This window comes from Lentibacillus sp. L22 (assembly GCF_040812445.1).
Taxonomy (GTDB): domain Bacteria; phylum Bacillota; class Bacilli; order Bacillales; family Amphibacillaceae; genus Lentibacillus_C; species Lentibacillus_C daqui.
This window is the reverse complement of the sequence record NZ_JBFNXI010000004.1, coordinates 159958-173062: the sequence shown is the minus strand read 5'-3', so window position 1 is coordinate 173062 and position 13105 is coordinate 159958. Positions and strand designations below refer to the sequence as shown.

Annotated in this window: 15 protein-coding genes, 1 tRNA gene and 1 pseudogene; 12 read left to right on the top strand and 5 right to left on the bottom strand. The window is 38.8% G+C overall.

Annotated features, from left to right (window positions below):
* Nucleotides 1-1045: RNA-guided endonuclease InsQ/TnpB family protein (locus tag ABRT01_RS03690; protein ID WP_367746347.1), on the top strand; the 1045-nt coding region annotated here is incomplete at its 5' end.
* A gap of 382 nt (nt 1046-1427) precedes the next feature.
* Here ABRT01_RS03690 and ABRT01_RS03685 read toward each other — a convergent pair.
* Together ABRT01_RS03685 and ABRT01_RS03680 are read right to left on the bottom strand one after the other, a co-directional pair.
* A complete protein-coding gene (locus ABRT01_RS03685; RefSeq protein ID WP_269411115.1) occupies nt 1428-2027 on the bottom strand; it encodes a short chain dehydrogenase in 600 nt (199 codons plus the stop codon).
* 150 nt (nt 2028-2177) lie between these two features.
* Nucleotides 2178-2520: pseudogene (locus tag ABRT01_RS03680) on the bottom strand (thioredoxin family protein).
* 188 nt (nt 2521-2708) lie between these two features.
* Between ABRT01_RS03680 and helD the strand changes: the two are divergent.
* Together helD and ABRT01_RS03670 are read left to right on the top strand one after the other, a co-directional pair.
* Nucleotides 2709-5018: an RNA polymerase recycling motor HelD gene (helD, locus tag ABRT01_RS03675; RefSeq protein ID WP_269411117.1), complete on the top strand. Its 2310-nt coding sequence runs from the start codon at nt 2709-2711 to the stop codon at nt 5016-5018.
* 161 nt (nt 5019-5179) lie between these two features.
* Nucleotides 5180-5389: a hypothetical protein gene (locus ABRT01_RS03670; RefSeq protein WP_269411118.1), complete on the top strand. Its 210-nt coding sequence runs from the start codon at nt 5180-5182 to the stop codon at nt 5387-5389.
* Nucleotides 5390-5470: 81 nt separating this feature from the next.
* On the opposite strand, the gene ABRT01_RS03665 is transcribed toward ABRT01_RS03670, so the two are convergent.
* The 3 genes from ABRT01_RS03665 to ABRT01_RS03655 all read right to left on the bottom strand — a co-directional run bounded on the left by ABRT01_RS03665 (nt 5471) and on the right by ABRT01_RS03655 (nt 7519).
* Nucleotides 5471-5563 (bottom strand) — tRNA-Ser (locus ABRT01_RS03665).
* A 227-nt stretch (nt 5564-5790) separates the two neighbouring features.
* Nucleotides 5791-6966: a tyrosine-type recombinase/integrase gene (locus tag ABRT01_RS03660; protein WP_367746346.1), complete on the bottom strand. Its 1176-nt coding sequence runs from the start codon at nt 6964-6966 to the stop codon at nt 5791-5793.
* A 1-nt stretch (nt 6967) separates the two neighbouring features.
* Entirely contained in the window at nt 6968-7519 is a 552-nt protein-coding gene (locus ABRT01_RS03655; protein ID WP_367746345.1) for a helix-turn-helix domain-containing protein, read from the bottom strand.
* Nucleotides 7520-7669: 150 nt separating this feature from the next.
* Between ABRT01_RS03655 and ABRT01_RS03650 the strand changes: the two genes are divergently transcribed.
* The 9 genes from ABRT01_RS03650 to ABRT01_RS03610 all read left to right on the top strand — a co-directional run bounded on the left by ABRT01_RS03650 (nt 7670) and on the right by ABRT01_RS03610 (nt 12942).
* Entirely contained in the window at nt 7670-7885 is a 216-nt protein-coding gene (locus ABRT01_RS03650) for a helix-turn-helix transcriptional regulator (RefSeq protein ID WP_367746344.1), read from the top strand.
* Nucleotides 7882-8079, top strand: coding sequence for a hypothetical protein (locus ABRT01_RS03645; protein WP_367746343.1), 198 nt, complete (start codon nt 7882-7884; stop codon nt 8077-8079). The genes ABRT01_RS03650 and ABRT01_RS03645 overlap by 4 nt, the downstream gene beginning before the upstream one ends.
* Before the next feature lie 2 nt (nt 8080-8081).
* Entirely contained in the window at nt 8082-8375 is a 294-nt protein-coding gene (locus tag ABRT01_RS03640; RefSeq protein WP_367746342.1) for a hypothetical protein, read from the top strand.
* A gap of 90 nt (nt 8376-8465) precedes the next feature.
* Nucleotides 8466-8714 (top strand): helix-turn-helix domain-containing protein, encoded by a 249-nt coding sequence (locus ABRT01_RS03635; RefSeq protein WP_367746341.1) that lies wholly within the window; start codon nt 8466-8468, stop codon nt 8712-8714.
* Nucleotides 8715-8847: 133 nt separating this feature from the next.
* Nucleotides 8848-11238: a DUF927 domain-containing protein gene (locus ABRT01_RS03630; RefSeq protein ID WP_367746340.1), complete on the top strand. Its 2391-nt coding sequence runs from the start codon at nt 8848-8850 to the stop codon at nt 11236-11238.
* Nucleotides 11239-11576: 338 nt separating this feature from the next.
* Entirely contained in the window at nt 11577-11777 is a 201-nt protein-coding gene (locus ABRT01_RS03625; RefSeq protein ID WP_367746339.1) for a hypothetical protein, read from the top strand.
* 14 nt (nt 11778-11791) lie between these two features.
* Complete coding sequence (locus ABRT01_RS03620) at nt 11792-11965, top strand: hypothetical protein (protein ID WP_367746338.1); 174 nt, start codon at nt 11792-11794, stop codon at nt 11963-11965.
* A 437-nt stretch (nt 11966-12402) separates the two neighbouring features.
* Nucleotides 12403-12549, top strand: a complete 147-nt coding sequence (locus ABRT01_RS03615) for a hypothetical protein (RefSeq protein WP_367746337.1) — start codon at nt 12403-12405, stop codon at nt 12547-12549.
* Between the two features lie 12 nt (nt 12550-12561).
* Nucleotides 12562-12942, top strand: a complete 381-nt coding sequence (locus tag ABRT01_RS03610) for a hypothetical protein (protein ID WP_367746336.1) — start codon at nt 12562-12564, stop codon at nt 12940-12942.
* Nucleotides 12943-13105: the final 163 nt, after the last annotated feature.

The following is a 13105-nucleotide window of genomic DNA, read 5'->3' as shown; positions in this document are numbered from 1 at the left end:
GAAACCAAAATATCGTTCATGGAAAAAGAAGTGGTTTTCGCTATATTATGATGAACCAAAAAAAGGCTTTAAATTATTGGATACCAATCTGCTTTCCTTAAGTTTTGGCAAGTTAACAGATGAAGAATACAAGGAATTAAAGAAAAAAGATAAAAAGGCTAAGAAGACCATCAAAATCAAAGTTGGACTCGTGGAAGCGGTAGAACTAAGCGAAACGGAGAGAATCAAAACCCTTCGCATTACAAAGGATCTGGATTCGTATTATGCCATTTTTACAATAGAAGATGTCAAAGAAATCACCAAGGTGAAGGAACAATCGTTTATTGTATTTGATCCCAACCATAAGAATCTGGCGGTGGGATTAGGCAGTGATGGAAAATCATATGAATTGAAATCGATGAATGCACTGTTGAAGTATTGGGATAAACGAATCGATGAAATCAAATCAAAACGGGACAAATGTGAAAAATTTAATAAGCTGGTATGCACCCCAAACGTCACCTATTTTGAGCCAAGCAAACGTTGGAAAAGACTTAATCATGCTTTGGAAAAGGCGCAATTAAAACGTCGAGAACAAATGAAGACGCTGTTATTTAGCTATGCGCATTATTTTTCCAAGCGTTACGATGCGATCTACATTGGTGATTATACTCCGACTCCCGATGTGGCAAAGTACGGGACGATGAGAAGGGCCATGTTAAATCAAACACCAGTTGGACAGTTTCGCCGTATATTAAACTGGGTGCAAGCGAAAAGTGGCAAGCATTATCAAAAGATTGATGAACGGGATACAACCAAAACCTGTTGTGTCTGTAGTCATCAGGAGAAAAAGGACCCTTCCATTCGCAGCTTTACATGTGTAAACTGCGGTACAACGCTTTCGAGAGATATCAACAGTGCAGTTAATATCGGAAAGAAAGCCAAAAAGCGATTGCCTCGCGCAGGCTACATAGGTGTGGAATCCCCTATGTATACAGTGTGGTGGGATTTTAAACAGGCAAAGATTGCTTGTGGTTTGACCCCATCTGCTGGCCTCGGGAAGTAAATCCGAGGGTTGAAACAAACATTTTTCTTGGTAACAGAGAAGAGGTCTTTGGTTAATTTTAGGCTTAATTTCGGTTAGGTTTAAATAGACAAAGGAGTGCGGACAGTTGCAACGAAGGTTAACGATGATATCAAGAATCTCGAATTGTTTATTATCATTAACGACTTTTCACTTGATGGGGAAGCGGAGGACGATTGATTACGGTAACACATCTTAGCTATCATTTTATGGTTGGAAAAAAAGACAGACAACATATCCGGACTCTTGGAAATCTTCTATAGCTAAAAAAGATAACAGCAAAAATCCTGGCTTAGGTATATACTGGCCAGGATTTTTACTGTACTTAAATTTAGTTGCGTGCTGACAATTTCGAGTTGTAAACTTAATACACCTCGTAATTTTGCCCTGTCTGTGCCCCGAGTACACTCTTTTTATATGCTAGTGCAACACGTTGGGCAGGAACTGGGTCAAACCCTTGGAAGAGACTCTCCAACCGATCCCAGGATTCCTGAACGGCATTAGGGCTGACACTATTAATCCGGATTCCCCGCGGCATTTCGATGGCGGCCGATTTAACGAATGCCTTGACACCACCGTTGGCCATCGCCGCAGAAGCCCCCTGACGAATCGGGTCATCCATCATAATACCGGTTGTTAGTGTAAAGCTCCCATTATCGTTTACATGGTCTAATCCCAGAAGCACCAAATTGATTTGCCCCTTTAGCTTGCTTTCAATTCCCTTTTCATTCAATTCCGGAGTCAGTTCTGAAACAGAGGCAAAATTGGCACCACCAGAGGCATTAATAACCGCATCCACCCGTCCGACTGTTTCATACATGTTGCGGATGCTGGCTTCCGAGGTGATATCAACCTGTACATCGGCACCATTTCTTCCCGCCCGAATGAGGTCATGATCTTTTTCTAACGTTTCTACAACCTTTTTTCCAATGGTGCCACTAGCACCGACGATAAGTATTTTCATTGGTCTACTCCTCCTGTTCATCGTGCTGGTACTTACTAATGATAACATGCTTGAAAAAATAATGTGAAATCACTCAACATAAAGGCATCTGTAAATAAATTTATGTGCAATCACCTGACTTATGATTCTTATCAACAAGCAATGGCTGAATCATTCAGATGATCCAGCCATATGTTGATATATTTTATTTATTTTTTCCTCTAACAAATCCAGCGGAACGATTCGGGCCTCACGGATATATTCTTTTCCATCGATAAAAAATAATAGGATGGGCACGGTAAAAACGGAAAATGCTCCAGCTATTTCCGGTACCTGATCAGCGTTGATATGACCTAACGCCACTTCAGGGTAATTTTTCATTAATACTTGTACTTGTGGGAACAGACCGTGACATACAACTGCAGTCGGGGCGTGATATAAACAGGAAGGAGAGTTGATGGTTTCGGATAAAGTCATTTATTGCGGAAAGCGAGGTTAGTTCTGTAAATTCCATCGTAAAAACCTCCATAAAAAAACGCCGCGTATAAATTGCAAAACATCCTTGCAAGCTAAGCGCTAACGTTGTATCATTAAAATATTACTGATGTTTTAATTTCAATCCACACAGTTTACACACACTAATTTTACTACATTTAAATCAAAATGTCAATATATAAGTCTTAACTCAAATGGGGGAGTTCGATGAGTGAAGAAAACGAAAATCGGGAAGCGGAACAACACCGGGTGAACCAAGTAATTGAGGAAATTCACCAACGACAGAAAAAGTTATATGCGAAGTCATCCGGGTTAAAGGAAAGTGTTATCGATCTGCGGCAAAACTTCTGGGAGGATGTGACCGTAAATCTGGATGAACCTGATGATGTTATCGAAACACAGGCAAGTATCAAACAACAAGCAGAACTATTATCCGAACGCGAACGATTCCATGGAAAAATAGGTGAGGAATTAAAAACGTTAAAACGACTAAAAAACAATCCCTATTTTGGCCGGATTGATTTTCGAGCGGATGGGGAAACCACAAGTGAGCCGATTTATATCGGGATTGCCTCATTGATGGATCAGCTTGACGAGGAATTTCTGGTATATGATTGGCGCGCCCCAATTTCCAGCCTTTATTACGATTACTCCCCTGGAAAAGCTGCATATCAAACCATGAGCGGTACCATTTCAGGCGAGATGACGCTAAAAAGGCAATTTATTATCCGTAACGGCGTCATTAAAGGGATGTTTGATACAGGTGTTACCATTGGCGATAAACTGTTGCAACAAGCGCTTGGTAATAATGCCAGTACGACAATGAAAAGTATCGTGTCCACAATTCAAAAGGAGCAAAATAAAATCATCCGTGACGAACGGCATCGTTATCTTGTGGTTCAGGGCGTGGCTGGCAGCGGCAAAACATCCGCTGCATTACAACGAATTGCATTTTTAATGTATAGACATCGCGAGACATTACATGCTGATAATGTTGTCTTATTTTCACCAAACCCGTTGTTTAGTAGTTATGTAGCCAATGTCCTGCCTGAACTCGGAGAAGCGAATGTGCGACAAACGACTTTTTATGAATATTTGGTAGACAAAATCGGAAGTAAGCTAACCGTTGAGTCACCATTTCAACATATGGAATATAAATTAACGGGAGCACAGGATGAAGATTATCAAACAAAAATGGCATGTATTGATTATAAATCAGGTATCACGTTTAAACAGCATTTGGATGCGTTTATAACAAGTTTAGCGGAAGAAGGATTAATTTTTAAAAATATATCATTTCGTAAACAGGTATTTGTTACCAAAGAACAAATCCAAGACTATTTTTATTCCCTTCATCCGGCTATTGCCATTCCAAATAAATTAGAGCTTGTTGCCAAATGGTTGCTAAGTGAAATACAGAAGCAACAGCGTAAGGAAAAAAACAAGGATTGGGTCATGGAGCAGGTTGAGTTATTGGATAAAGAGGAATATTTGCAGGCCCATTACCATATGCAAAAGCAGGATCAGGATGAGTTATATGCGGATGAAACGGAAGAAGACTTTTTGCGGGAAAGAGTGGTAAAAAAAGCCTTTTCCGGATTGAAAAAACGCGTAAAGCAATTCCAGTTCGTGCATGTTCTGGCAACCTATCGGAAATTTTTTACCGATTGGTCGCCGGCAGTTGCTCCAAGCCATTGGCAGGAAATAAAGGAACAGACTATTGCCGCCCTTTCTAAAGGGTACTTGGCATGGGAGGAGGCAACTGCATATGCATATTTTAAAGGGTGTCTGTTAGGTGACAGTGCCGATCGATCAGTCCGTCATTTATTGATTGATGAAGCGCAGGATTATTCGCCATTTCAGTTTGCCTACATCAAGCACCAATTCCCTTATACAAGGATGACGCTGCTAGGAGACGTGAATCAGGCAATCTACACGCATACTATTCAGGGAAGCCCGCTTGCACCAGCCCAAGCGGATGAAAGTTATGAACGAATTGTCTTGACTAAGAGCTATCGATCCACCAAACAAATTGTGGACTTTACAACCCAGTTTGCTCCCGAGGGTGAAATGATCGAGCCATTTAACAGGGAGGGCAGGAAACCGCTGTTGGTTACTTACCAGGGAAATGCCGCTGATCCGCTGGTTAAAACAATACAGAAATTGAAAGAGAATGGTCATGAAACGATTGCACTTATTTGTAAAACGCAGCAAGGTTGTGACGAACTGTTTGAACAGTTACATGGCAGATGGGCTGTAACGCGGATCAATGAAGAAACCCGCTCGTTTCAAAAGGGCATTTTACTATTGCCGGTGTACTTAGCGAAAGGAATTGAATTTGATGCAGTGATTATTCCGGAAGCATCGGCCAAAACGTATACGACAGAAGCAGATCGGACGTTATTTTACACGGCTTGTACAAGAGCAATGCATGAACTGGTGATGCTAACGGATAGTACGCGCAATCCATTTATATTGGAAGCACAAGAAGATAAATATGAGGTGTTAAACGCGTAGATAAGGGAGTCCCTTCAACATCGTGTTGGAGGGATTTCCGTTCTATATCGGAAAACTATTTTTTTCGATGATTCATGTTTGTACTTATAGTAAAATATAGATAGGATAGAAGGAATTCTTTGATCCCCCTTTGATAGATAAGGGCAAAAGGAGTGATACCCATGAATGGCGGGAACTGGTATGATTGGATAACACCAACTAATCCGTTTGTGGCAGTGCTGTTAAGTATGCTGCTGATTTTAGGAGTTGCAATTATTGCCTGGTTTGAGGATAAGAAAAACTTTAAAACCCCTTTGTTAATATTAATTACAGGATTTATCTTTGCGATTATTGGCGTACTTTTTCTGCATTCGATTGGGTTTTATAAATAGGTTTGGGATTTAATCAAACGAGATCAAGAAGAGAAATTGTAGAAAAGGTGTGAAAAGATTATTTGATTATGTATCAATTAATGGCGGAGAAGGTGGGATTCGAACCCACGCGACGCGAAAACGTCCTAACGCATTTCGAGTGCGTCCCCTTCAGCCGGGCTTGGGTACTTCTCCGGATGGTGCTGGTGAAAGGATTCGAACCTTCGACCCCGTCATTACGAGTGAATGACAGTTGTAATTATATAACAGATTATTTTACTTGTCCATTGATTTAATGGGCTTTTTTTATGAAAACATTATTTTCATTTGATGGATTTGATACATTTTTACATGTTTACACTGAATTTTGCCCCAAAATTTGCCCCAATTTACCCCAATAAAAAACACCATCGCAGTGGTGTCTAAGCGTTACTTTTACCGAATCGTTTTTCTAATTTATCAGCAGAATTTTTATCAGCTTCTTGCAAAGCATGCGAGTATAAATCCATCGTAATTTTTATTCCGCTATGTCCAAGCCGGGCAGATATATTTTTAGGGTGTTCCCCCTGATTAATTAATAACGTGGCCGCAGTGTGCCTTAGAGAGTGGAATGGGATCTTTTTGAAGTCTGTCCGATTTAAAAACCTATTCCACCATCTGGACACACTACCGGGATAGAAAGGTTTGCCAAACGTGAGTATCCCTTTTTCGTTTAATTCACTGGTAGAGAATACAAAGTCACCATATTTGCTATTCCATAATTCAGCCGATTGTAGCCGCTCTTTTTTCCATTTGTGGTGGTATTCCTTTAATTCATTCATGAGATATTGCGGCATTACTACTGTTCTTGTTTCTCCATTTTTAGGTGTTTTCATTTCATAGCCTTTATTCTTTGTGTAGGTGAGCGAGTATTCCACATAGATAGTGTTATTATCAAAGTTGATATTTTCCCACAGCATCCCTAATATCTCACCACGTCTGAATCCGCCCATGATGGCGAGCTTGACCATTAAGGCATAATGGATTAATTCATTATCAAGTAAGGAGAATAATTGATCTACTTCCGTATCAGTATATACGTCACTTTTTTTGTTTTTTACTTTTGGTTTAGTAACATGCGCCACCGGATTAGTCTTTAGTATCCGCAATTCATCACAAGCATAATTAAAGATGGAGCGTAAAATAGCATAGTGTTTGTATATGGTAGCTGAGGATAACCCGAGATCAGATTCCAGCATGCTCAGGTATCGTTTTATGTGTATCGGTTGGAAATCCTCAAGTTGTTTATTCGCAAATACAGGCAGTATGTGAGCGTTTAATATGTAGTTGTACGATTCATATGTCATGGATGAGAAATGCTTGCTTGCATGTAATTTGCGCCAATCATCCACAAATGCACCAAACGTTACTTTTGTGGGCTCAATATATTCCCCTTCATTTATTTCATGCTCAAAAGCAGTTAGCAGCTGTTTAGCTTCCGTTTTATTCTTTGCAGTAACTGTTTTACGTTTTCTTATATACTTACCATCCGCACCTAGCCCTAGGTTTACGCTTAACCGCCATTTACCTTTGCCCCTGTTTTCTACACTTCCGGCCATGTTAGTCACCTTCCTTATTCATATTCGGGAACTGAAAGTCTTTTTTCGTAAGTGCATCAATTGATTTAGAATAATCCCCTTTTTTATTCTCTATTTTATGAAGGAGATATGTCTCAATCATTTTTGCGATTAATTCTCGATCATAATCAGACAAGATGACAGTTTTAAACATTTTTTTATTTAAGTCATCGGTTAAGTGAAAATATAGGTCGTTTATCGGAAAATTATATCTTCCGTAAGCAATGGCGCCATGCTTATCTTCTTGTCTGAAACCGTTTAATGATGGGGAATTTGGTATTAAGTCAAGAAATGATTTTACAGGTACCGGGTTTTCTTTGGTACCATACCCTGCCTTTATCATAAGCTCCTCGTATGGGACTTCTAAAACCTCAGCTATCTTGATAAAAAAATCATAAGAGGGAGATTTCTTTTTCCCGTTTTCCACCATTGAAATATAGGCATCTGAATAGCCTATTTCCCCGGCCAATGCTTTAAGAGTGAAGCCTTTTTGCTTTCTTTCTTGTTTTATAAACTTGCCTAATTCATTGGGCATTTGAACAGCCCCCTTCCGTATTATTATTTAAGCTAAGGTTACCACAAAACTTAACCGTAGTAAATTTTTTCTTTAAACCCCTTGCGCTATATAGCCAACCATGGTATATTAATTATAGTTAATTAACCATTATTAATGGGGGGTGAGAAAATGAATCGCATAAAAGAAATTAGATTACAAAAAAAGATGAAGCAAAAGGATATTGCTTTGTCTACTGGATTAAGTATGCCAGCCATTTCCCTTTATGAAAACGGAAAGAGCACACCATCCATGAATAGCGCGTTTAAAATTTCGCAAGCATTAGGTGTCACTATTGATGAATTGTTTGGAAGTGAAGTTTTCGAAAAACAGGAGGTAACACAATGAAACAAGCAATTCAACAACTAAAAGAAAGCATGAACAACAGCCTAGACCTTTACCGTGGCATATCGCCAAGGGAAGATATTAAGCCAGAAATCAGGGCATATGTGAAGGCTATCAATGAACTGGAAAAATATTATTATGGGGAATCTCGGACAAGCCTGGATGTTGTTTTATCAGATTATGAAGGAGGATTTTAATAATGAACAGTAAAGATTTGGTACACCAATTGGACAGTGAAGTAGGAGCGTTATTGCTCAGATCAACCGTTATGTCGGATATTAGCGAGGAATTAAATCATTTGCAGATTGATATGGATGAAACGAAACCGGAACTTGCAATTTACTATTATTACGAATGGCAACGGAAGGTAAGGATGCTGTCTCAATTAATGCACTATGCTTCACAGGATTTGGAAATGAGTTACGAAAACATACACAGCATAAAGGAAGATTTATTCCACAGATTCGTGAAGGAGGTAAGCCATGAACAGTAAAACAATAGATCGTATTCTATTAGGAATGTTTGTTGCTTCACAGGTTTTTCTGTACTGGACTTTAATTAATTCTTGAAGGGAGATATTGAAATGTTTGATGTAAAACAAGCTATTGCAGATCGTTATAAGAATAATAAGCCAGAACTTGCTCCAATTGAGCGCAGGACGTTAACGGTTAAAGAAACAGCAACATACTTGGGATTGAGCGCCGATATGTTGTATAAATTAGTTCGTGAAAAAAAGATTCCCAACGTCAAGATCGGAAGCCGCATCATGTTCAAAATTGAAAGTATCGAGCAGTGGCTAGCCGACCTTGAAAGGGAATCATGCAATTACTGATAGATGTCGTGGTGCAGGGTTGCAGCCCATATGCACCATGGCTTAACAAAACCTATTAGTAATAGTATAGCACAAATGAAAGTTTTTATACAGGTGTCTTGGGGGCGAAATAGGGAAGATTAGGGGTGATTTTTTGCAGGCAGTAGCTACTGTAAGCTATACAGAAAAAGTTAACAGTTTGATGCCAGGGGCAACGATTATCAAATTAATTGGATACACGAATGGCAATAGAGATTATAATACAGCGAAAAGATCAGCAGGAAAATGGAAAAATGCTACATCATTAAATGATGAACAAATAAATAGATGGACTTCTGCCGGTGGATGGATAGGAGCGACTATACCGGATGGTAGGTATTTATACGATATTGACAACAGTGTTGAAGGTGAACTCGTAAAGGACTTACTGGAAAACGAAAACGTAAATCACCATGCTATAAAAACACCAAACGGGTATCAATATATTTTCAAAGATGGTGAAGGGCTTACCCAATTTCAAGGGTATATAAATCGGTTAGGGATAAAATCAGATTCCCGAAAAGCAGGATCGGGATATATTGTTTTTCCGACCGATAACACCGAAGGACGGTATGTTATTACTCAAAGCATGGCAGAACTGGACAAACCGCCGCACTATCTCAATAAAGTATGGAATGCACAGAAAACACCTTCATTTACTATGGGTTATCCATATGAAGAAACAGGATCAAGAAACGGTGACTTTTACGATTTGGCAAGGCGTTTATTCAAATGTGGTGTCCACTATGACGATGTATCGGACAGTTTAAGGGTTGCTTATGAAAACCTTGTTTATAACAAAGATGACTTTACACTTATTGAAATCAAACGTTCCATTGATTCGGCGTACCAAAAAGCCAATGAAGGCGGGGACAATGATTTTCAATTGAATGTGAATGAAAATCAAATAACAATGCCACAACCATTCTTTGTGAAATACGGTTCACTTTATTATTTGAAACCTGCAAAAAAGGATGGAGACCCAGATGAGGAAATATATATTTCCCGTCATGTGCCAATACTTGAAAAGAAATTTTACAATATTGAACGCCCACAAGTGTTCTTTGAAATAAGTTGGAAACAGGGGAATAAACAAGTCAGTGAAGTCGTTCCTGCTTCTACCGTAGCCGATGCAACAAAACTAATCGAATTGAGCAATAGCGGTCTGTCGGTTCATACAGGGAATAGAGCCAATCTTATTAAATATCTTGACCTTTATCAACTATATAACGATATTGAACAGCATCATGCTGTTGAGCGTTTGGGGAAAGTGAAAGGTAAATTTATTCACCCAGTACTTACAAAAGATATTGAAATCATGGCCGCCGACCATGGAGAAAAGCAATTACGAGAAGCATTTGAGGTAAAGGGTACTGCCGAATCATGGAATAGAGAAATATTTGAGCGAATTAAAGACCAACCAAAAGCCGTGTTCATGGTGCTGTCCAGTTTTGCCAGTGTGATTATCAATGATCTAGGTGTTAAACCTTTTATTGTTGAATCTAGTGGCGGTACTTCACAAGGAAAAACAACTGGGCTGGAAATAGCTTCCACAGTTCACGGAAACAAGAATCTTGTCAATGAATGGAATGCTACCCCAGTAGCTATTGAGCGCAAGGCAGCATATTTGAACAGCTTTCCTCTATTCATGGATGATACCCGGAAGGCTAAAAAATACACACTGTCAAGTATCGTTTACCAGTTTAGTGGCGGACGCTCAAAAGGACGTGGAAGTGTGACAGGAAGCCAAAGAGAATATACATGGCAGAATATTTTATTAAGCACTGGTGAGGTTTCTCTCAATGATTATGCGGAAAATCATGGTGGTGCGGCAGCAAGGGTTATTCCTTTAGGGGATGAACCGTTAAAACGAGATTATGAAATGATAGTGGATTTACAACAGGCCATACTGGATAACTATGGTGCGGTTGGTATTGAGTTTCTAAAAGTTTGGGAAGCCCACAAAGATGATCTTATCCCGGAATTTAACCGAGTAAAGAAATTGTACGTTAAAAAGTCCGGTCAAAATAACGTGTTAAATAGATTAGCAGAATTTTATGCAACTATTCATTTTACAGGTGAGGTAGTCAAGGATTATCTGGGGTTAGATGTTAGATTGAACGATATTGTTAAATTATTTGATGAAATCAAAGAGGAAAATAAAGATGTGGACAAGCCTATGGTGTTTTTGGAGCAGATTCTTACAGATTTGGATAGTAGAAGGGAGAATATTTCTAATAACTTCCGTGCGCAAGACCCACTAAAAGCGATCTATAAAAATAATCAGCTATACCTTTTGCCTGCTTATACATCCGAATTTTTGGGAGTTGAAGAAAGGCAAACTAGAAAAGCATGGTTAAAGCGTGGAATAACTATTGCTACTGAACAAAATGGAATAACAGTCGATTATGTAACAGTTAGGCATGATGGGAAAAGAAGTCGGGCAATTCCATTGAACATGGAGTATGTCACAGAACTAGGGTTCGACTTTGAAGAAGCGAGTTAGTGTCACAAGTGTGCACAAGTTAAAATCACTTTGTCACAAACTTGTGCACACATAGAAACCTTATGTGCCAAGGGATAGGGTGCTACTGTCTACAAATGTCACAAGTGTCACAAGCAAAAAAGAGCGTCTATATATTTGTGGTTACGTATTGATGGTTAGCCCGATAAAAATATATAGCTATGGTGCTTAAAAAAACGTGTGACATTTGTGTACAGTCAGCCAAAAAGGTTGGGGCACAAGGGATTGATAGACATTGAACTTGTGACACTTCTTGTGACACCTTGTGTACAAAAAGGGAAAACTTGTGACACCCCAGCCCAGAGGATGGTGAAAAAATAATGATTTTACAAATATTATCCAGTAATGGCGAAATGTACAAAGATGTGCTTTGCATGGATTATGAATATGACCAATTCATTATTTCATTGGAACTATCCCGGATACCGTTCAAAGTAAAATCAGATAGTACGGTGGAAGGTATGCAGCATGTGGTTATGAGTGTAGAAGATGTTTCAACCGTAAACGATTATTTTTATTAGGAGGATGACAAACAATGAACAATTTCAAAATTGAAGTCAAAAAATATCCGAATCACGTTCAAGCAACAAAAGGCGTTAATGAATTCATCCAAGAATGCAATAACAATGGTGTGAAGATATTAGACATCACTTCTCATTACAATTCTTATGATACCGATGAAAGTTTTGCGGATGACGTAACGGCGTAGACAAAAAAGACAAATTGAAATGTAGTTTTATTGAATTTGTCTTGCTCTCAAACCTTGTTGTGACAGGGGTTTTGAGGGTTATAAGACAAAAAAGACACAAAAGACACATAAAAAACAGTACCTATATATTTATGATTGTTATGTTTGTTCAGCTTGAAAAAATATATATAGCTACCCTCTTTAAAAATTTGTCTTTTTTGTCTTTTGTGTCTAACGGGCTTGTGAAAGCTGTCATATCAACGTTTCCAAGAAAATATACTTGTGTCTTTCTTGTCTTGTATTTGTCTTTTTTGTCTACAAAAAAGGGCTAGTCCCGGCTAACTCGGCGACTTGTTTGATTGAATTGTGGGGTTTTTCTCGGTTTTCTTCAACTGAAGAAAACTGAGAAGTCTTGTCATATCGGCGTTTGTTGCTTAATGTATAAGGATGTCCTCTGCATGGATGAAGAATATAACGAATTTGTTATTTCACTGGAACTGTGCCGGATTCCATTCAAGGTAGAGTCAGACAAAGTGATTGAAGGTATGCAGATAGTAGCAATAAGTGTGGATGACGTTTCAACCGTAAATGATTATTTTTATTAAGGAGCCGATAACATGAGTAACGGATTAAATTTCCTAACATATGAACAGGTAAATCAGTATGTAGACAGCAAAAAGTGGTGGAAAATAGTTGGGTTCGATTCTTTTTCCAATAAGGTGATGATGGAAATAGAAAATAAATATTATATGAATGGCAACAATCAGGACTTTCAACTATGTTTGATTTCTCCACCCGGTGCTTTTATGGGTTTAGCATTTGCCCACAAGCGACACATGAGCCTTAATCAATTAAATAGGCTACTAAGAAGCCTGGGAATGCCCAAAAATGCTGAAATTCCTAGTCCGAACCATGACATATTATTCCCATGTCGAAGGGGTGATGTGGAAACTGCAAAAAAAGCAGCGATGATGTTGGATAAGGAATTAAGTAGTTAAAAAGGGAACAGGCATTCCAAAAGTGCCTGTAATCCCTATCAAACCAACATTTTATATATTGCTACCCCCTACCCCTATATGGTATAATAGAGGTAACTAAAGAGATCGGAAAACTAATATTTAGGCGGTGAACATGTGGGATTAATAGACAAGGTTAAAAGCT

Excerpts from the sequence above, each read along its gene's own strand:
- ABRT01_RS03640 (WP_367746342.1), top strand. The coding sequence starts at position 8,082 with ATGAACAGTAAAGATTTGGTACACCAATTGGACAGTGAAGTAGGAGCG.
- ABRT01_RS03670 (WP_269411118.1), top strand. The coding sequence starts at position 5,180 with ATGAATGGCGGGAACTGGTATGATTGGATAACACCAACTAATCCGTTT.
- ABRT01_RS03685 (WP_269411115.1), bottom strand. The coding sequence starts at position 2,027 with ATGAAAATACTTATCGTCGGTGCTAGTGGCACCATTGGAAAAAAGGTT.
- ABRT01_RS03625 (WP_367746339.1), top strand. The coding sequence starts at position 11,577 with ATGATTTTACAAATATTATCCAGTAATGGCGAAATGTACAAAGATGTG.
- ABRT01_RS03655 (WP_367746345.1), bottom strand. The coding sequence starts at position 7,519 with ATGCCCAATGAATTAGGCAAGTTTATAAAACAAGAAAGAAAGCAAAAA.
- ABRT01_RS03615 (WP_367746337.1), top strand. The coding sequence starts at position 12,403 with ATGGATGAAGAATATAACGAATTTGTTATTTCACTGGAACTGTGCCGG.
- ABRT01_RS03645 (WP_367746343.1), top strand. The coding sequence starts at position 7,882 with ATGAAACAAGCAATTCAACAACTAAAAGAAAGCATGAACAACAGCCTA.
- ABRT01_RS03660 (WP_367746346.1), bottom strand. The coding sequence starts at position 6,966 with ATGGCCGGAAGTGTAGAAAACAGGGGCAAAGGTAAATGGCGGTTAAGC.
- ABRT01_RS03650 (WP_367746344.1), top strand. The coding sequence starts at position 7,670 with ATGAATCGCATAAAAGAAATTAGATTACAAAAAAAGATGAAGCAAAAG.
- ABRT01_RS03635 (WP_367746341.1), top strand. The coding sequence starts at position 8,466 with ATGTTTGATGTAAAACAAGCTATTGCAGATCGTTATAAGAATAATAAG.
- ABRT01_RS03620 (WP_367746338.1), top strand. The coding sequence starts at position 11,792 with ATGAACAATTTCAAAATTGAAGTCAAAAAATATCCGAATCACGTTCAA.
- helD (WP_269411117.1), top strand. The coding sequence starts at position 2,709 with ATGAGTGAAGAAAACGAAAATCGGGAAGCGGAACAACACCGGGTGAAC.
- ABRT01_RS03610 (WP_367746336.1), top strand. The coding sequence starts at position 12,562 with ATGAGTAACGGATTAAATTTCCTAACATATGAACAGGTAAATCAGTAT.